The organism is uncultured Microbulbifer sp. (assembly GCF_947489355.1).
Lineage (GTDB): Bacteria > Pseudomonadota > Gammaproteobacteria > Pseudomonadales > Cellvibrionaceae > Microbulbifer.
In genome coordinates this window covers 45,622-63,724 of the sequence record NZ_CANLDD010000003.1, presented here as the reverse complement: position 1 = coordinate 63,724, position 18,103 = coordinate 45,622, and the positions used below count along the sequence as shown (strand labels likewise).

At 53.8% G+C, this 18,103-nt stretch carries 15 protein-coding genes; 7 read left to right on the top strand and 8 right to left on the bottom strand.

Translation table 11 applies throughout. From position 1 onward, the window contains the following. Nucleotides 1-137: 137 nt before the first annotated feature. Nucleotides 138-914, bottom strand: coding sequence for a ferredoxin--NADP reductase (locus Q1A48_RS03130; RefSeq protein WP_299941070.1), 777 nt, complete (start codon nucleotides 912-914; stop codon nucleotides 138-140). A 124-nt stretch (nucleotides 915-1,038) separates the two neighbouring features. On the opposite strand from Q1A48_RS03130, the gene Q1A48_RS03125 reads away from it, so the two are divergent. Further along, complete coding sequence (locus Q1A48_RS03125) at nucleotides 1,039-1,920, top strand: LysR family transcriptional regulator (RefSeq protein WP_299941068.1); 882 nt, start codon at nucleotides 1,039-1,041, stop codon at nucleotides 1,918-1,920. A gap of 511 nt (nucleotides 1,921-2,431) precedes the next feature. On the opposite strand, the gene Q1A48_RS03120 is transcribed toward Q1A48_RS03125, so the two are convergent. Beyond that, the gene (locus Q1A48_RS03120) at nucleotides 2,432-2,968 is read right to left on the bottom strand and encodes a PadR family transcriptional regulator (protein WP_299941065.1); all 537 of its coding nucleotides are present in this window, start codon (nucleotides 2,966-2,968) and stop codon (nucleotides 2,432-2,434) included. A 349-nt stretch (nucleotides 2,969-3,317) separates the two neighbouring features. Here Q1A48_RS03120 and Q1A48_RS03115 point away from each other — a divergent pair, with 349 nt between their 5' ends. Beyond that, nucleotides 3,318-4,016: an aspartate/glutamate racemase family protein gene (locus tag Q1A48_RS03115; protein WP_299941062.1), complete on the top strand. Its 699-nt coding sequence runs from the start codon at nucleotides 3,318-3,320 to the stop codon at nucleotides 4,014-4,016. Nucleotides 4,017-4,180: 164 nt separating this feature from the next. Further along, nucleotides 4,181-5,470: a S41 family peptidase gene (locus Q1A48_RS03110; protein ID WP_299941060.1), complete on the top strand. Its 1,290-nt coding sequence runs from the start codon at nucleotides 4,181-4,183 to the stop codon at nucleotides 5,468-5,470. Nucleotides 5,471-5,611: 141 nt separating this feature from the next. On the opposite strand, the gene Q1A48_RS03105 is transcribed toward Q1A48_RS03110, so the two are convergent. From Q1A48_RS03105 to Q1A48_RS03080, 6 genes are all read right to left on the bottom strand, one after another. Then, on the bottom strand, nucleotides 5,612-7,120 hold the full coding sequence (locus Q1A48_RS03105) for a surface lipoprotein assembly modifier (protein ID WP_299941058.1): 1,509 nt from the start codon (nucleotides 7,118-7,120) through the stop codon (nucleotides 5,612-5,614). A gap of 120 nt (nucleotides 7,121-7,240) precedes the next feature. Further along, entirely contained in the window at nucleotides 7,241-7,972 is a 732-nt protein-coding gene (locus tag Q1A48_RS03100) for a Slam-dependent surface lipoprotein (protein ID WP_299941056.1), read from the bottom strand. A 412-nt stretch (nucleotides 7,973-8,384) separates the two neighbouring features. Then, nucleotides 8,385-11,393: a TonB-dependent receptor gene (locus tag Q1A48_RS03095; RefSeq protein WP_299941054.1), complete on the bottom strand. Its 3,009-nt coding sequence runs from the start codon at nucleotides 11,391-11,393 to the stop codon at nucleotides 8,385-8,387. 186 nt (nucleotides 11,394-11,579) lie between these two features. Continuing rightward, nucleotides 11,580-12,518: a FecR domain-containing protein gene (locus tag Q1A48_RS03090; protein WP_299941052.1), complete on the bottom strand. Its 939-nt coding sequence runs from the start codon at nucleotides 12,516-12,518 to the stop codon at nucleotides 11,580-11,582. Next, nucleotides 12,515-13,033 (bottom strand): sigma-70 family RNA polymerase sigma factor, encoded by a 519-nt coding sequence (locus Q1A48_RS03085; RefSeq protein WP_299941050.1) that lies wholly within the window; start codon nucleotides 13,031-13,033, stop codon nucleotides 12,515-12,517. Before Q1A48_RS03085 ends, Q1A48_RS03090 begins: the two co-directional genes overlap by 4 nt. A 654-nt stretch (nucleotides 13,034-13,687) precedes the next feature. Beyond that, nucleotides 13,688-13,975 carry a hypothetical protein gene (locus tag Q1A48_RS03080; RefSeq protein WP_299941048.1) on the bottom strand — a complete coding sequence of 96 codons (288 nt, stop codon included), beginning with the start codon at nucleotides 13,973-13,975 and terminating at the stop codon, nucleotides 13,688-13,690. Between the two features lie 307 nt (nucleotides 13,976-14,282). Here Q1A48_RS03080 and Q1A48_RS03075 point away from each other — a divergent pair, with 307 nt between their 5' ends. From Q1A48_RS03075 to Q1A48_RS03060, 4 genes are all read left to right on the top strand, one after another. Further along, a complete protein-coding gene (locus Q1A48_RS03075; RefSeq protein ID WP_299941046.1) occupies nucleotides 14,283-14,546 on the top strand; it encodes a helix-turn-helix transcriptional regulator in 264 nt (87 codons plus the stop codon). Between the two features lie 1,231 nt (nucleotides 14,547-15,777). After that, nucleotides 15,778-15,930, top strand: a complete 153-nt coding sequence (locus Q1A48_RS03070) for a hypothetical protein (RefSeq protein ID WP_299941044.1) — start codon at nucleotides 15,778-15,780, stop codon at nucleotides 15,928-15,930. A gap of 272 nt (nucleotides 15,931-16,202) precedes the next feature. Beyond that, the gene (locus Q1A48_RS03065) at nucleotides 16,203-17,576 is read left to right on the top strand and encodes a response regulator (protein WP_299941042.1); all 1,374 of its coding nucleotides are present in this window, start codon (nucleotides 16,203-16,205) and stop codon (nucleotides 17,574-17,576) included. Nucleotides 17,577-17,708: 132 nt separating this feature from the next. Further along, nucleotides 17,709-18,062: a hypothetical protein gene (locus Q1A48_RS03060; RefSeq protein ID WP_299941040.1), complete on the top strand. Its 354-nt coding sequence runs from the start codon at nucleotides 17,709-17,711 to the stop codon at nucleotides 18,060-18,062. Nucleotides 18,063-18,103: the final 41 nt, after the last annotated feature.

Sequence of the window (18,103 nt, the reverse complement as noted above, 5' to 3'; positions counted from 1 at the left end):
CTTAACACTCCCGGCAATCTCTCTTCCCAACCCAAAGGGAAGGGGGATGTCTCACAAGGTCAGGATAGCTTCCACAATGGCTATTTCACCTATAAACACCACTCTGAAGGTGGTTTTCCTATTGTTGGGTTCACAACTTATTTTTCCACGAAAGCGCGTTCGATTACATACTCGCGGGGCACACCCGCGCGGGTTTCCTTGAATCCCCGGTCATTGAGGATTTTGCTGAGATCTTTCAGCATTGCCGGACTGCCGCACAGCATAAAGCGGTCTTCCTCGACCTTGGGCTTGGGTACGTTCAGATCGGAGAACAACTTGCCGGACAGCATCAGATCGGTCAGGCGGCCGTTATTGCGGTAGGGCTCGCGGGTCACCGTCGGATAGTAGAGCAGCTGCTCGCGCACCATCTCACCAAAGTATTCGTGTTCTGGCAGCTCATTCTCGATCTGCTCCTGATAAGCCAGTTCGGAAACATAGCGTACGCCGTGTGTGAGGATCACCTGGTCAAAACGCTCATATACGGACGGGTCTTTGATAATGCTGAGGAAAGGGGCCAGGCCGGTGCCCGTGGCCAGCAGCCACAGGCGCTTGCCCGGTAGCAGATGATCCGCCACCAGGGTACCGGTGGGCTTTTGGCTCACATAGATCTCATCGCCCGGCTCAATCTTCTGCAACCGGGAAGTCAGGGGGCCATCCGGCACCTTGATGCTGAAGAATTCCAGCTCATCTTCGTAGTTGGCACTGGCAATAGAATAGGCGCGCAGCAGCGGGCGACCATTGTCCTTCTGCAAACCGATCATCGTGAAATGTCCATTTTCAAAGCGAAAACCCGAATCCCGGGTGGTCTTGAAGCTAAACAGTGTGTCGTTCCAGTGATGGACATCCAACACCTTCTCTATATTCAATTTGGACATAAACTTAGAACCAGTTATTCCACGATTATCTTGATAGTTGAATTTTAGCCCTGGAAGATCTATTGGCAAAGTGGGATATTTCGATATTCCTTATCTAATTTAGCGATTTACCGGAGATGCCCCTTTGCGCTATACGCTGCGCCAGCTGGAGGTGTTCCTCGCCTGCGCCCACCACGAGAATGTGAGTCGCGCAGCGGCGAGCCTGAGTATGTCGCAGTCTGCCGCCTCCACCGCTCTCAAGGACTTCGAGCAACAGTTTGCCCTGCGCCTGTTTGAGCGCACGGGCAAGCGCCTGCGCCTCAACGAGTTGGGCCGCCAACTCTGGCCCAGGGCCGAGCAGCTGCTGGAGCGGGCTCGGGAACTGGAGCAGACCCTCGCCAGCCATCGCGATCTGGGGCGCCTGAAAATAGGCGCCACTCTCACCATCGGCAACTACCTGGCCGCCAGTGTAATGGCACGCTATATGGAAGAGCAGCCGGGCACCCGGGTGGAACTGGAAGTCGCCAACACCTCGGTGATCGCCGAGCGGGTGCTCGGCTTTGACCTGGACCTGGGACTGATCGAGGGGGAACTCAACCACCCGGACCTGGAAATGATCCCCTGGCGCAGCGACGAACTGGTCGTGTTTTGTGCGCCTTCCCACTCCCTGGCCAAGCGCAAACACCTAACGGACAAGGATCTACTCACAGCCACCTGGATCACCCGGGAACCCGGCTCCGGCACCCGTCAGACTTTTGAACGGGCAATGGCGGGGTTACTTCCCAATCTTCATATTCTGTTGGAGTTGCAACACACAGAAGCCATCAAGCGGGCTGTGGAAACTGGCCTCGGCATCAGCTGCCTGTCCAGGGTTTCTTTGACGGATGCATTTAAGCGCGGTTCCCTGGTGGAACTGCCCGTGCCCCAGCGGGACCTCGGACGGGAGTTCTATTTTGCCCTGCACCGACAGAAATACCGCAGCGCAGGCATTGAGCGCTGGCTGGAACTGTGCCGGCAGGTTTTGTAAGGTAAAGGGTAAAACCTACCTGCAACCGCCCAGCCTAAAATGACCCACAGCTGCCGGGGCACCCACGCCGGCCGTATACCCATTACACAATTCCGGTCTCCGTTGATGGCAATCGGGGGGCAATACCCTCAAAATAACCCTAATATTGATCCAGCAATACCCCCGACTACCCAATGGGTATTCCGGTATATCGGGGCGAAACCAGCCGATTGTATTTCAGGGTCAATTGCTGGCTAAGCCGGCATCGCCCCCATGCTTTCCGGCCGGCTGGACGCACAGGGGATTGGCCCAATGTCTTGACAAACTAGTAAGGTAGGAGAGAAGAATACGCCTCTGCCAGGTTCGTATGAGGCATGGATGCCAATAAACATCAAACTGCATTGCCAATCACTTTTGCAACATCAACATGGTCTTTTTCATCAATTACCTGATGAACCTTTTAGGCAGACAAACCAGCATCAGAGCATAACAAACAATCCGGATTTAAATTGCTATGAGAGAACTGCTGACATTATTTCGTGTCTGCTTCTTGACGCAGGTTTTCCAGCCAGGTGATCCAGGTCTTTTCTGCCTCAATCCCCAACAGCAGGGTCTTGTGGGCGAGCCAGTAGCGCTTTTGCAGGGCAGTATCACTGTTTAGCACCCTTTCATTTTGCTCCCGGTAATTTTTCAGCACCTCCCTGTGCAGCTGCAGCTGGGCGTCCAGCGCGCTGTGTAAATCGTCGCGATCCAGGTGGTGGCCGGCAAACATCCGCATCAAGAAAGGTTCGCGAATTTTTTGCGGTGCGGTTGGTTGAGTGACCCAATGACGCAACTCGGCGCGCCCCTTACCGGTAAGACTGTAGACTTTTTTATCCGGCTTTCCCTCCTGAGGCTGTTCCACACAGTCCAGCAAGCCTTCCTGGTGCAGCTTGTGCAGCTCCCGGTACATCTGCTGGTGACTGGCACTCCAGAAATGCGACACTCTGCGCTCGAAGCGGCACTTCAGGTCGTAACCACTACCGGGCTCAATGTCCAAAAGCGTGAGAACGGCATAGCGCAGAGACATAGGCACCCCGATTTCTGTTATGCAGAGCACTGCATCATAGAAGCTCCGCAGCCCACTGACCAAACGCTGCCAAAAGGCTAAGCTAAACCTTTATATCAAGGAATACAACTTTTTAGGACATATATCTTAAAAAGCCCAGCATCCCGATAGGGTAAGCTGGATTTTATATGAAAAATAGATATAATCTCCTGCGGGCCCGGCATCTACGCGCTTCTCAGCTGCCTGCCCGCCCCTGCACCAACGCCATCCACTACGGGCACCGCACCCCCTAGGGAATCTATCCGGCCGGGTATGCCACCTGAACAAATACCCCATCGCGCGCGCAATATTTTGACAGAGGAAAACTGCCGTGTTGACCTACAACGCTATCGAACAGAATTCGCCAACGGTTGGTGTGATCGCAGGGACTCCCACAGACACTCGCTTCGGGTTGGACTTCCTCACAGTACGCCAGCTGCGCGGGATCGGCCTGTCCCTATCATCCTCGCCGCAGGCACAGACCCAGTTGCAGGCCCTCGACCGCCACACCCTTACCGAGCAGCTGATCGCCGCCATTGAGCAACTGTGTCAGGCCGGGGCCCAGGCCGCTATGATCTACTGCAACTCCCTCTCTGGCGCCGTGGACCTGGCGGCGGTAAAGGCTGCCGCCCCGATCGAAGTAGTCTCCCCCCTGGAGGTGTATACAGAGCTGACCGAGCGCTACCGAAATTTCGGGTTGCTGGCCGCCAACTGCCAGAGTTGTGCCAATATCGAGAGGGAAATTCTCGAGCGTAATAAAACTGCCAAGGTCATAGGCATCGGCAATCTGCAGATTGTTGAGGATATCGAGGACAACCTCGCCCCGGAGGTGATCATAAAACAGCACGCCCTCGACGACTTGGTGGCAGCTCTGGTAAAAAGCGGTGTACAGATCCTGATCTTGGGCTGTACGCACTTTGATTACTTTTATAGGGAGCTGCTTGCGCACTGTGACGGTATCCGCCTGTTCCTGCCCTCGGAGCGCATGTTGCAGCTGTTGCAAGCACATCTGCCCACCAAGTCGGCTTAATCGTGTTGCCTTCCTTTACCCGCATGACATCATAGAAACCAACAATCTGAAAAGAATCCCTCCGTCCCAGGGCACTCCGCAGGCAAGCGTTTGGAACACCAACATTTAAAGGTATAAACATGAAGTTGAATGGATTTTGGCTTAGTCACCACTATGGAAAGGCCATGCTGATTGAAAATCATACCGTACAGCATATTGACTACACAGAAAATTATTACCTGATCATCCAGTGCCAGTCTTTCTCTTTGACCTCCTTTTTAAAAAACGGGTGGTTAGTTTCTGTAGACGGCTTACATCTAAGAAGAGTGAATTCTGAGCACGGTATTAATTATCGATATGAGCCGTACGAAAAAGGTTGCTTCACTACATTTATCGAAACCCGAAAGAGGCTTTTAAAACGCGGTGATATCGGGTATATCTTTAATTCAAACCTGGAATTCGACTTTTTTCGTGAGACATTTACCAATTACTATTGCGCCTTTTCCCTGCGTGAAATTGACTGGAAAAGCGTCTGCGAGACTGTATATCCAAAATTATCAAAAGTCGTATCCGAGCAGAATTTTTTTCAGGTGCTCTCCCAAAGAATTGCTCCTTTACAGGATGCTCATGTAGTACTGGAGTGGGAGGGGGAAGAAGATATTGAATATGTAAATGCTGAAACCATTTGGGATCGATATAGAATTTTGGCTATCGATCAGGGCATTCAAGAGGCAGATGAGCAGTGGACTTTTGTATTTGATCAAGTGGACAGATTGACTACCATCAAAAAACAGTATGCTCATGTCGACTACCCATTATTACAACTGGCAAATGGGAAGATTCACTGCTTTAGAATCTCACCAGAAATCGGCGTATTGATTATTGATGAAATGGAAGATTTTACTCAATCTGATTTTATTGATGAAGATACCCAGCTAACAGCTGACTTGAACGCGATAGTCAAAGTATTCCCAGAAGTGTATCAGGCCCTGTCAGACTGCTCCCATATTGCCATTGATCTTCGCCATAATACTGGAGGGTTTGACCAGATTAGCCAGCTATTAATGACACATTTTATAGCATCTGAAGCCTCGCTTTACAAAAAGCAGGTAGGAAATGAGATTGAAATATACTCGCTGAAACCGGCTGAAAATAATCTCTTGCTACCTGAACGCATTAGCGTATTAACCAGTGCATCCACTTTAAGTGCGGGTGAGCTATTGGCAATGATGTTGCGGCAATTGCCACAGGCAACACTGATTGGTGAACCTTCCCAGGGCATATTATCCGACATTCTTGAAAAACAATTACCTTGTGGCATTAAATTCGGGGTCTCCAATGAGCGTTATTTAACCATGGAGGGGGAATGGTTTGAAAGAAACGGAATCCCGGTTTCTCTTACTGTCCCTTATGGATGTGATAAGCAGTTGTTAGAACAGCAAGACTGGGGCATGGAGATTCTGTTGTCTCTCTGATTTATGGCAAGTACTATCGTCATACCCTTTCGAGGCTGTCGATGCAATCCCAACCAAAGGATCTTGTAACCGGCACCAGATAGCGCCAAGCTTACTACTTTGAGCAACCGGAACAATCCCGATTCTCTGGCCAACGGGGCTTTAAAAGCGCTTTTCCAACACTATATCGACCGAAGTCTTTTCATAGCTGTAGAGCCAGTCCACATTGCTTTTAACCCGACTGTATTGCAGGCTGATACCGGGCGCCAGGCCGTAAAAATGGACTCCTGGCACCCTGATCAACAAGTTGTAATTTTGCTCCCGATCCATTCTCCTGGCACCAAAGGAGTCGCTGAAGGCACCGTATTTACGCTCGCGAAAAGCGCAAAACAGTGTTGACTCAATTCCCCATTGCAGTGTTTGCGATGCACCAAAGCGCAAGCCCCGGAAAACATGGGCATTCACCGGCTCGGCAGTGTGTTTGGAGATGTAATCGAGTCCCGCAAACAGTAACCACCGGTCAAAAGGCTGATGCCAGGCGGTGGCATAGATGGAAGCGCGCCCGCCCGACTCAAAAGCATAAACGTCTTTCTCGTATTCCTCCTCCCTGAAAGATGTCTCCAGTTTCAAGGCGGTCTTGCTGGACAAGTGGTGCGTCCATTGCAGGTTGCCGCCCCAGGCGGAGTAAAGGGTATTGTCGCCAAGTGTCCGATACTCGTACAGGGGGGCCGCCAGGTACTGATTCCTTGCGCTGCGGTAGCTGTAGCCCGATTTTATCGCAACGGTACTCTCATTGAACGCCTGGTGCCCAGTATACTTTTTCCCGTACAGCAGGGTATTGAGCTGCAGGCCGTGATGGCTGTCGAAAGAAAGGTGCCTATCGAATGCAGCATCATAATTCAAGCCCTTGGTAGAAATCGCCTCAGGTGCCCGACGCTCGATCAGGCAGCGGTTATCGGGTGCGCGCAGAAAACAACGAGAGCTTTTTGAGGACTGATTCAGATTATCGACATAGCTTGGGCCAATCGCCATTGATCCCCGCCAGGAATCCCGGTCTTCGAGCCCCCGGATAAAAAGAGCAACCTTGTTGCGCACCCCTTGTGCCATCGCCTCAGCCTCTGGGATGGTTTTTTCTATCCTGCGAAACAGGCGAATGGCATCGCCATTCTTATGGTTCTCAAACAAAACCCGGGCCAACTCCAGTTGGCCCGGCAGAAATTCAGGCTGCAATGACAGCAATGCGCGATATTCGCTCTCCGCCTGGGTGAAGTCCCCTTGTCTGCGGGCCAGAGCGCCACGGGCATAATACACCAGCATCCGGTCGTGATCGGGCAGCGCAAGATAGCGCTGCAGTAAGTGATCGACAGCATCCCACTGCTGGTGTTGCAGCGACCGGTACAAGGCATAACTGAGTTCCTGCACCGTATTCCCCACCGGTTCAATCCCTCCCTCAACACCCTCTCGCGCCTGGAACTCTTTCTCTTCCCCAGGCATCTCCAGCAGGGAGGCTTCCCGCCTCTGCTCGGTGAGTGCATTTCTTTCCCGCAGCCTTAATTCAGTATCTTCATCGGCATTGGCAGGTGGCAAACCCAAAAAAAGCCATAAAAGTGTGACTGCCCACTGCGGGCGATATCCTTGATAAAAACCCGCTACCTGTCCCAAAAGCGCCATAACTAACTTATTCCGATAACACAAAGGCGGGGCTCACCGGGTAAGCCACCGCCAAAAGTCGTACATTTTTATTTGTCTATGGGAAAAATAAACCGGGATCTTTCCGCAGCCGTATTTCGCCTAGTCTTTGGTGCCACCGAAGGCGGTGTCCAGTCCACGGGCGACACCGGGGAACTGGGCAATCCCGGCCAGGACTGCGGCATCAGCACCAAAAAAATGGCCTGTGGCCGTGCCGTTGACAAGCGGAGAGGTTGCTGTACCGCTAAACTCGGCCGTGGCGAGGTCGATATTGGTATCGATACCAATTACCAAGGTGCCGTTTGACAGTGCGCCGTTCAGCGTCTGGGCGCCAAAATCGGCAGTGAAAGTGCCGCTGAGCTGGTTATTTTGGGTGCTACTGTAGTGGTTGATCCCTTTAACGGAATAGGTCGCAGTGCCACTGGTGGGTACCGTAGCCCCCTGATCATCGCCAATGTAATAAACTGCGCGCTTACCATCATTGGTGCCGCCACCGGTGATATCCTCGGCCCATTCCCCAAACCAGACATCTCCAGCACCCACTTGGGCAAAATTGAAAGCGCCCAGGCCGCCATGGCCGGAGGCCAGGGTATATATGCCGTTGCTCTGGCTACTGGAGAGAGCGAGCCCCTGAAAATCCACTTTGGACTGCGTGGAGCCGAAAGCCGCAGCGCCGATACCCGCCTTGCCGGCTGTATGGGGACCGCCGTTAATCACGGACTCGCCCACTTCGATATCCACATTGTAACTTTGCGTTCCATCAAAGCCGGCGTGGCCGACACTACTGAGCAATAGGGTACCGGCAGTGCATGCCGCCAGGGTGAACTTTTTCATTGTGAATCTCCTCATTAAAATAACACGTTGTTGGTTGCCGAAAGGCTTGCATTGATGCCAGTCATCAAACGGGTCTTCCCTGACCGCTTTGATCGCCGCCCGGAAATACCGCGACAGCTGTGCGAAGTCGCCAGTATTTCGAGACATTGGCCGACCTGTAGCCGGCTGCTACACTTTCCTGTACCGCATTGACTCGACAAGCCCTTCGGCTGTTGCGTTTGGGTTTCACCATTGAACCGATCATTTCTGACCGGCGGGTTTGCGCTCCTTAAATTGCCAGCACAATCGCGCGGGGTTGCACCGGCGCTTGGCCAGTTGCGGCCTGTCCCTGAGCCGCCCGTTCAGCCAAGCCATTTTGATTCGGGCCCGGGAATGTTGGGCCCGGTTGCTGCCTCCTTATTGTTCGCCAGAATTAAAAATTTACGCCCATTACCAGCTTCAGGATCCGTCCCGGAGCGGGCACGCTTGAGCGCACCAGAGGATCGGTGTAGTAGATATCTGTCAGATTGGTGCCCACCAGTTCAAAGTTCAGATTGCCCTTTGCGCGGTAGCTTAGATAGGCGTCGAAGGTGGTTGCCGAGGCGCGCTCCAGTGTTTCTTCGCGCTCGCTGCCCGACAGATACACCATACGGACACCCGTTTCCAGGCGGTTGTTGAAAAAGCGCCCGCCCAGATTCCAGTTGGCGGACAACTTGGGCACAACCTGATCTACCAGGTATCCGCCGGAGAAGCCGCCGTACTGGCAATCCTCCAGAGCGCCGTTTGGGTCCTGTTGTATGGCCAGACTCTCATCGCAAACGGTATTTTCCAGGTTGTAGGCCAGACTGAGATCGGTAAAGAAGCGCCCGCCGTCATAGCGCCCACTGAATTCCAGCCCCCGCAGGGTCTGTTGCTCAATATTGTAAAACTGCAGGGCCGAGATCCCGGCCCGCTCGATAATGTCTTCGGTGCGGTGATGGTAATAGCTGAGTTTTAAGTCAGAATTTTCGAAATTGTGTATATAGGCCAATTCGTAATTGTAGGCGTGCTCCGGCTTTAAATCAGTGTAGGGGTTGAACGTGCTTGAAAACCCCAATGTGCTTTCAAACAGGCTCGGGTAGCGCAGCGCCTCTGTATAACGCACATAGACACGGCTGTTGTCGGAGATAAACACCGTGGCGACGAGCGCGGGCACCCAGCCGCGACCACGGTGTTTTTCCGCCACAATGGGCACGTCATAACTTTCGAACTGGTTGCCGATACGGCAGGTGCCGGCGATCAGAGTTGCTGCTAGTTGACCATTGGTACAGGGATTTCCCGCCCGGCTGTATTTTCCCTGGCCGTCGTGCAGCCATATTGTCCGTCTTTTCTCAGCATAGGTTGTCTCCCTGGCCTGTTCGCGCATGGCCTTTTTCTGTTCTTCAGTAAGCGGTTTGAGGTCGGGGAATATAATTACCCAGAGTGGATCATTTGCTATCCGTTCTTCAACAATCGCAATGTTTTCCTGAATCTCTTCCTCGGTGTATTGCTCCAGCGTATCGTAGTTGAGGTACTTGCCCTTATTGGCTCTAGACATGGTGGAAATGCGCTCATCACCCGCCTTGATACGGCTGTCGAGGAAATCGTCGAAGGCCCAGTAGTTCACGTAGCGCATAGCGGCGTTTAAGCGCAGATACTCCGTTGCCAGCCAATCCAGTTTTAGACTGAAATTGATCTCCTCCCGTCGCCCGGCCCGTGGCCACTGTCGCCAGCCATCCACAATGCCATTGTACTGGTCATCGGAGCGCAACTTTTGGTACTGATAGGTACCTGACAAATTAAAGGCCAGGGAATCGGTAAGTGTCATCGCATTATTGATATCAACCCCTACGCGGTGCTCTGCGGCATTTGAGGCTGCCGTATTGCGCAGAATCGGGCTGGCGTCCGGCAGCGGTGACTCCACCGGATTGGCAAAATTGGGGAATCCGCCGGCGCTATTGGTGTCGCTGACCGTATCGGTGGCCCACAGGCGGGACTGCACATTGATCCACTTGCTGCCTGGTTGCCACTGGTAGTTCAGGTGATAGGCCCGTGCATCCACCTGGCTGAGGGGCCATTGCGCCATGGTATTGTCAACCAGGCTGCCGGCACGGCTGGACATGATCTCCCCATACCGGGCATCCGTATGGCGAATACCCAGCTCCAGGCTCTGCCCCCCGGTAAATTGGGCTTTGCCCTTGAGCAGTACCGACGCCATCTCGCTGGAAGTGTTGGGCACTTCGTGACCGGGGCGCTGCCGGTGTGCCAGTGTGCGGGGATTGATGCGCGTTTCGGAAAACTCCGGCCCATCGGGCTCGGAATAAAAATCTGCGCGGCGGCTGCCAGAGTAGTAGTTGCCTTTGTTGCGATAGGCATAGGCACCGAGCAATTCATAGCCCGCCCCGCGGGTTGCCAGCGCCAGGCGGTAGGCATAGTCCTCTCCGGAAAAGAGGTTCTCATTTTTACTGTCATCCATCTTTTTCCAGAGAGAGGGATCGCCGTAGGGAAAGTTCGGGGTATCCTGGGGAAAACCACCAACATCCCGGTAGTCCTGACCGGTAAGCAGGGTGGGTGTTCGGGGGGCAACGGCATTATCACTGGCTTCCACTTTGAATGTGCCCCCGAAGGTGTCGCCGGACTCGAGCACGTCGCTGGCGGAAAGTGTATTGACGGCAATACCTCCCCCGACCGATGTGTGCACATCGGCCCTGATGGCGGGGCCCTTGATAACCTGCACGCTGGCAATCAGGTTGGGATCGATATAGTTGCGGTTGGAAATACCCCGGTAGCCCCGCCAGACGGTCAGTGCCTGTTCGGTGCCGTCGATGGAAAGCGGCACCCGGCCCGGCCCCTGGATACCGCGAATGCTGGGGTCCAAACCACCACCATTGCGCGCGTCACCGCTGTAGATATTGAGCATGCCTTTGAAAATATCCGCCGAATCCTTGCCCTTGTAGCGCTCGATTTCCTCGCGACCGTTGAAGGCAGTGGACAGATCATCATCGTATACGGCGTCATAGCCGGCCCGATCCCCATCGCTACCCCGTTCGCCACTGCCGGCCACTTCAATCACAGGGATCTGCATCACCCCTTGCCCTGCCGCCACAGCCAAGCGGTAGGCGCCATCGGACTGCCGTTCAGCGCGAAGACCGGTATTTGCCAACAAGCGGGAAAAGCCCTGCTCCACCGTGTAGTGGCCCTCCAGGCCCTGGCTGCGCATATCCCGGGAAAGTGCCGCATTGAGGTGCAGGCGAACCCCGGCGGCCAGGGCAAACCGATTAAGCACCTGATCCAGCCCACCAGCCGGAATATCAAATTGTTGGGCACGGGCTGTATTGGCTCGGGACTGCGGCGTTGCCGTCGCCATCAGCAGGATCAGCCCTGTCAGGCAGACTGCAACCAGCGGCCTGATTTTGGATCGCAAAGGAAAAACCACCCTATCCCCCTTCTGTTTCTGATGGTGTCGGTGGGTATACCGAACCAACACTCAAAAACCTCAATAAAAATAATAATTATTTTTATTTTTTTTATAGATTTCAGCAACCAGCGCGGGAGCCGGGCAGTCGACCCTGTAAATAAGGGAAACTTTTTGGTATTGAATTGTGGTGAATCAGGATGGGGTTAACGACACCCAATAAGGGGTCAGATAGCGCACTTTAAGCGGCAGCACCTGGCTGAGATTGTGTAATGCCTGGTCAGTATTCTCCAAAGAAAAAACGCCCGTGACCACAAGGCCCTGTAACTGCGGGTGAACTCTCATGATACCGTTGCGATACCTTGACAGCTCGCGGGCAAACTGGGGCAATGGCATTCGCGTGGCAACCAGTCGCCGGTGGGTCCAGGCGTGATCGCCGTTTTGCGATGGCACTGAAAATACCGCATTCGCGGAAAAAACAGCGCTGTGACCGGCGTCGATCTCCCGCACACCGGCCGCTTGTGCGAGGCGCAGTGCCACACGCCCCTTGTAGACGCGCACCTGTGTCTGTTTGTTCAACTGACGCACCGAAAACCGCGTGCCCAGCGGACTGATATGGCCCTCATGGCTAGCCACCAAAAAGGGGCGGGAACCCGTAGCGGTAGTGATCATCACCTCCCCCTTGCCGAGGTACAGCTGCCGCCGATGGTAATCGATACGGGCGTATACCCGGGTATTGGTATTGAGGATGAGTTCGGTGCCATCGGACAGGATAACCGGTTTGATCTGGCCGGTTTCAGTAAAGTACGTTTGCGTGACACTGGGGTGTTGAGTGGCATTTCTGCTACCAAATAAGGTGGTGACACCCAGGGAAAGCCCGGCCCATAGCAGCAGCCGGCGATTGCGCTGCGCGGTGGGCATCAGGACCGCCCGCCCGGCCTCCGGGTCGGGCAATTGCTTGAATTTCTCCTGCAATTGCTGCAACTGCAGCCAGGCCTTTTTATTGTCCTGGTGTTGCTCCAGCCAGTGCTGAAAAGCCCTGCGCTCGCTTTCTGCTACTTCATCGGCCCACAGTCGTGCCATCCAGTCGGATGCCTGGCGAATGGTCTCGGTAGAGAGCCCTTTCGATTTCAATGCCGCTCTCCCAAGGCCGCCAGCATGCAACCCTGCAGCGCCCGCGCAACATATTTTTCAACCGAGGATACGGAAACCTGCAGGCGCCCGGCAATATCGCGATAGCTCAGCCCCTCCAGCTGACGCAAGAGCAGCGCCAGACGGACTTTTTCCGGCAGCCTTTGCAGCAATAAACTCACCTCCACCAGGGCTTCTATCGTCTGTACCTGGTTTTCAGGTGAGGGAAACAGCTCCTCCGGCTGTTGTCGGAGATACTCCAGATAAGTGCTTTCTATACGGTGTCTGCGATATCGGTCGACAACCAGCCCCTTGGCGATGTGCGCCAGGTACCTGCGCGAGTCGCCACTATCGGGCAGTACGCCACTGGCAAGAATCCGAAGATAGGTGTCGTGTACCAGGTCAGCGGTGCTATGGGGACAGCCCAGGCGTCGCTGGACAAACAGTGTTAACCAGCGCCGGTGCTCCCGGTAAAGCGCGCGGATTTGTCCCGATTTTGCCGAACCCGTTACCTCCATTGACGCTGCCTCCTTTGCCGTCCTGTTAATAGAGCACCGGGCAACCGGCTTAAAGATTAATGATAATCATTATCATATATTGATTGGTCGGGCGCAATACACCTCTGTCGAAAGTGCCTACACAGGCTACGCAAAAAAGCCCGTTTCCACCCTTATGCATCAGCCGGTAGGCGGGGATGGGGAAATAGCTATGCCAAAGTGAGGTTTCAAAACCCGAGCACCACCCCAGGATGCGCACAGACCGGTTTCGGGCTGCAGCGCGCCACAAATCCAAAATACCAGCCACAGGGAAGGTGCGGCTTTTCTGAATAGGTACCCTGTTCCCTACTGTTCAAACTGTCCGATCTGTACCGGGTGGATTGCATCCATGAGTATCCTGCTCCAGGGAGAGACCGGGGCCAACACAATTGAGGGGAGTTTATCGACGTGATATACCGTCGAGGCAGTTTTGCTATCCACATGAATGGACATATCAATCGGCAGGCGCTCTAACAGGCCTGATCCATATTATTGGGCCATCCATTTTGCGACAGATTCAATTCGACAAAATTCGGCCGTACAGTGATCGGGCAATGAGGGGCCTGTGGCGGACAGGGAAAGCCGCACACCGTGCAAGTAAAACTGTATTTTTTGGAAGGCTATCGCAGAGGGCCTTTAATCCTTCTGGTGTACTGCGCCCATTTCCAGTGCCTCGATCAGGTGCCGGTAGTCCTGCCGCAGATGGCGGACATAAAGCCGCCACTCAATATCCAGGTGCTCCCACGCCTCAACCACATCGCACCCCTGGGGCAGAAACTCCACACGCGCCAACACAAACGCAGCGGCTACCTGCTCCTTGGTGAGCGGACCCGTGACCCCGGCACTGAGCAGGTCCTGGGCGACCAGTAAAATTTTGTCCAGCGGGTATGGCAATTGCTCAATTTGTCGAGCAATGGATTGCATAGTATGCCTCCTTGGCGCCCCTGCTGTCCCGGACAGGGTCATTCAGGGCTTATCCATGCGCAAACCGGTTTGTGCTGCTCCGTCACCGGCCTCTCAAGCCTGGGCCGCCGGCCCCCCTTGTGTGTTATCCGTCTCTTTTACGGCTGACCCCGGTTACAGTGCCCGCCGCAGCCACAGGGGGAACCGTGGCAAGGTCCCGAGACTCACTCTGCTTATTGAGCCCTTTCACAGCGCTTGACTGTCGGCGCTATCACACTGTTCGTCTCGAAATTCGCGACACTCTACCATTGTCTCTACTATCGAGACAATGAAAGCCTCTGTCTACTCACCCGCTTACGACCAACTCCGTAGCTGGCTAAAAAACCAGCGGGAACAACGGGGTCTCTCTCTGCGCGCTACGGCAAAAATCGTGGGCCGGCACCATTCGGTGCTGGGAAAAATGGAGCAGGATCGCAAAATCGACCTGGTGGAGTTTGTCGAATACTGCGTGGCACTGGGAGCAGACCCGCACGAAGGGTTGACAATTCTGACCAACTGTCTGAAACGCGAAAAAAGGAAGGAAAGGCAATGAATTTAACAGGCACAAACCGTCCCATGACGGCAAGGCAATGGCACAAACAACACTCAAAGCGCATACCGCCTTGTGATGCGGCCATGGTGAATAATCCCCTGACCAACCCACATCCCCTAAAAACCCGGACATCAATTCCTGCACCAGCAGGCCGGGAAATAACCGATAGACATTGCCGATCGCAACTTTCCAGGGACCCTGCACAAGTCGGCAGCCCTCCCCGGAAGCTCCACAAACTTGTGCAGACGCCTGGCACCGGGTTCGAAATCTTATTTTTCTTACCCTCGTTTTACGACTGTCAGACACTCTGGTCTGTAAAAAATACAGAGCACCGCCCTCACAGAGCTAGCTCATCCCGCTTCTCTTTTTTTGGCAAATTATTCTGGCAGTAACAACCTGTGCAAGTACCGCCAGATCTACCACAAAGAATTGAAATTTTTCAGTGCACAATTCAGCTATACAGAAGTCCGAATCGGGAACACCATGGAGAATGCCAAGCGGATGATTCTATTGACGCCCAGGCCCATAGAAAGCTGCGGGCAGGGCGCAGTAGCAAAGATCCATTTCTCGGTAACTGTCGCTCCAGCCTGGATCCCACCGGTAATCTAAGTTGGCACTTTTGTGACACATCCAGAAAGAAACAGGATTTTTTAATGCATCTACGTTAACGTGGCAAATAGCGGTTTTAAGAAAGAAATTGCGCCCTTGAACAACCGGGCGCATTCCACTGACAAATTTTTGTGATACTGAACCTCCCACGAGTACACTATCAAAGCCTAACTGGATGGCATCACTTGGCTTTCCCGAGCCAATCCTCTACTGAAAATACATGAGCAACCCGGCGATAAAAACTGCGATAAATTCCTTCAACCTCAGCTTTTTCAAATGAATGCCACCCATTGAAAGCACGGGGAAGCCGGAGTGACAAATACTTTTTTCGAACTTGCTGTACAGTCCGTACAAGACTGAAATTTTCCTACCAAAACTGGTCTTATCTGCCTATCGTGCTTTTGCATAAAAGGTGGCGGTTCGCTCTACCAAACAGTCTTTCAGCAGGGGCCATTGCACGAGTGCACGCCCATGAGGGGGCAACGGGACGCTGACTCAAAGTAGTTTTATCTGCCAACATTCCATGGATAGCGCCCAACCCCGTAAACCCTAGCGCGATCAGGATCTATGCATGTGAGTAAGGCAGAGGGAAGAAACCCACTCTGCCAGGATCGTATAAGGCATGGATGCCGATGACAGCGTACAGGGAGAGGCGGTTGCTTTCCTTCCGACCTGGCAGTATTGCCCGAAAATTAAAATACTTCGCAATCCATCAATGCTCTTCGGGGTTTCTTCTTGTGCCATCCCTGAAACAGCGACAGAACCGATGGCGTGAAATGGGATTAAGACGATACTTATCCCTGCCCGGCCAACAACGCAAGGGACAGACATCGGGATACAATATTCAGCGGATCACAGAGTGCGTTTGTGCAGAGTTATGTGCTTTTATTGCCACTGCACTTATTGGTACAAAAAATTTTCTTGTGCTCTGCACAATATTACAGTATCAAGCAGTCTGGTATTTTTGGGGTGTTGTTCAAACTATTTCGAGAAAAATAGCTTGCGGGCTGCAGGATTTAGCCCGCCCTGACAAAAGTGATTACAAGGATGCAAAAAACTGTTTCTCACCGGGGGTCCTTCTCCTGGTGTTTTTTACTGCCCATGTCGCGGGTTCACTTAGTACGCTACGGCCTGGTATTGATCTCAGGCAGTGCACAGGCCTATGAACTGCCCTCCCTCGATCAGCAGGTGCCCATTCTGTGGCTTGCCGCACTGGCAACGGCCCTTTTACTGGTTTGTGTTATTACAATCTCCAGGATGTTAAGACTGCGCAGATTAAGGCGAGAAAACCGGGAACACGTCGCCACGCTCAACGCACAAAACCGTCAACTTTCGCAGCTGGTCCGCAGCCGCAAAAGCGAATCTACCACCCTGAAAAGACATCTGGCAGAAGCGCGCGAAGACCTGGAGTTACTGCACCAGGAAAAATCCGACCTACTCACCATTGCCCGCCACCATTTACAGCACCCGCTGGACACCTTACAGGGCACCCTGAACCTGTTGGCAAGCAGTGAAGACCAGAATACCAAAGCCCTGGTGGAAGTCGGCAGACGACAATTGAGCACTGCACTAAAATCCCTGGATGACTTGCGCAAGCTGGGCAAGGTTGAAACAGTAGAACTCGAGCTGCCCAGGGAAATCCCCGGCAGCACCGACACACGTCTGTCCGTGCTGTTGTTGGAAAACAGCCGGCACGAATCCCTGCAGGCCGCGTTGGTGGCCATGGGCCACTGTGTACAACGGGAGTGCAATGGCCTCGACGGCAGTAACGCCGTTCGGCAGAAAAAATTTGACCTGATCCTCATTGATATCCATCTGCCAGTGGTGGACGGGGTGGAGGCCGTGAAGGAAATTCGTCGCGAGTGCGGCACGACATTGCCTATTTTTGCCCTCTTGCAAAGTGTCAACTCCGGTGATAAAGAGCACTACCAGGCCCGTGGCTTTACCGATGTACTGACCCACCCGGTCCCCCACAGCCAGCTGGAACAATTGACCAAATTGGCTCATCAATGCCATCAATCCTCGGGAGTAAGGCCGGCACCACGGCCAGCGCGGCTGCTCAACACCAATATCCTGTTCCGTCACCGGGACACCCTGAATCCTGCCACTGTTAGCGAACTGCTCAGTGATCGCACAGCCGCCCTGCCCAAACGTATCACATCCCTGACCAGTGCACTGACCGGGCGCCGCTGGCCCGATGCGGAAAAGCAGGCGCAGGATTTGGCTCAAGCAGCCGCCGAGGTGGGTCTGGAAAATGTAGCCGCGCGCCTGCGCGGCCTTGCCGCCAAGCTGTCTATCGACAGCGAGCGCGAGCACTGCCGTCAGCAGCGCACCGAGTTGTTGCAGCTTATGCGCGAGTCCGTGCGCCAGCTGAAGGCTTGGCGAGAGCGCAATATACGCACCGAGCAGGCACTGAAATAGTCCACTTCTCCAAGTTGCTGTCGGGCAGAGCGACATCCGGCCATCGCGCAAAAATGCCACTCCAGCGCAGCTAGGTTGAAAAGTTCCTCGCAAGCCGCACTATATTTTCTGAACCTCAAAGAGAACAATGTCATGTCCGAGCAGTACCCAACACGATCCCAGGAGGCCCGTGAGCAGAGCGGTCGCGATCTGGCCATCATGGTTTATCTGATCCAGGCCATCAGCCTGTTTACTGCCGTACCAATATTTATCGGCGTATTGATCAACTACTTTAAACGCAGCGATGTGCGCGGTACTCTGGCGGAGTCCCACTTCCGTTGGCAGATCCGCACCTTTTGGTTCTGGTTGCTGTGGACCATTGTCGGTGTTTGCACCCTGTGGGTTTTGGGTCTGGGCTATGTGATCCTCGCCATTAACTGGATCTGGGTAGTCTACCGCGTGATCCGCGGCTGGCTGGTATTGGTGGATCGCCGACCGGCCTATTAATCCAAGCCCTGCATGTATTGATTGGCCCGGCCGCCGAATAG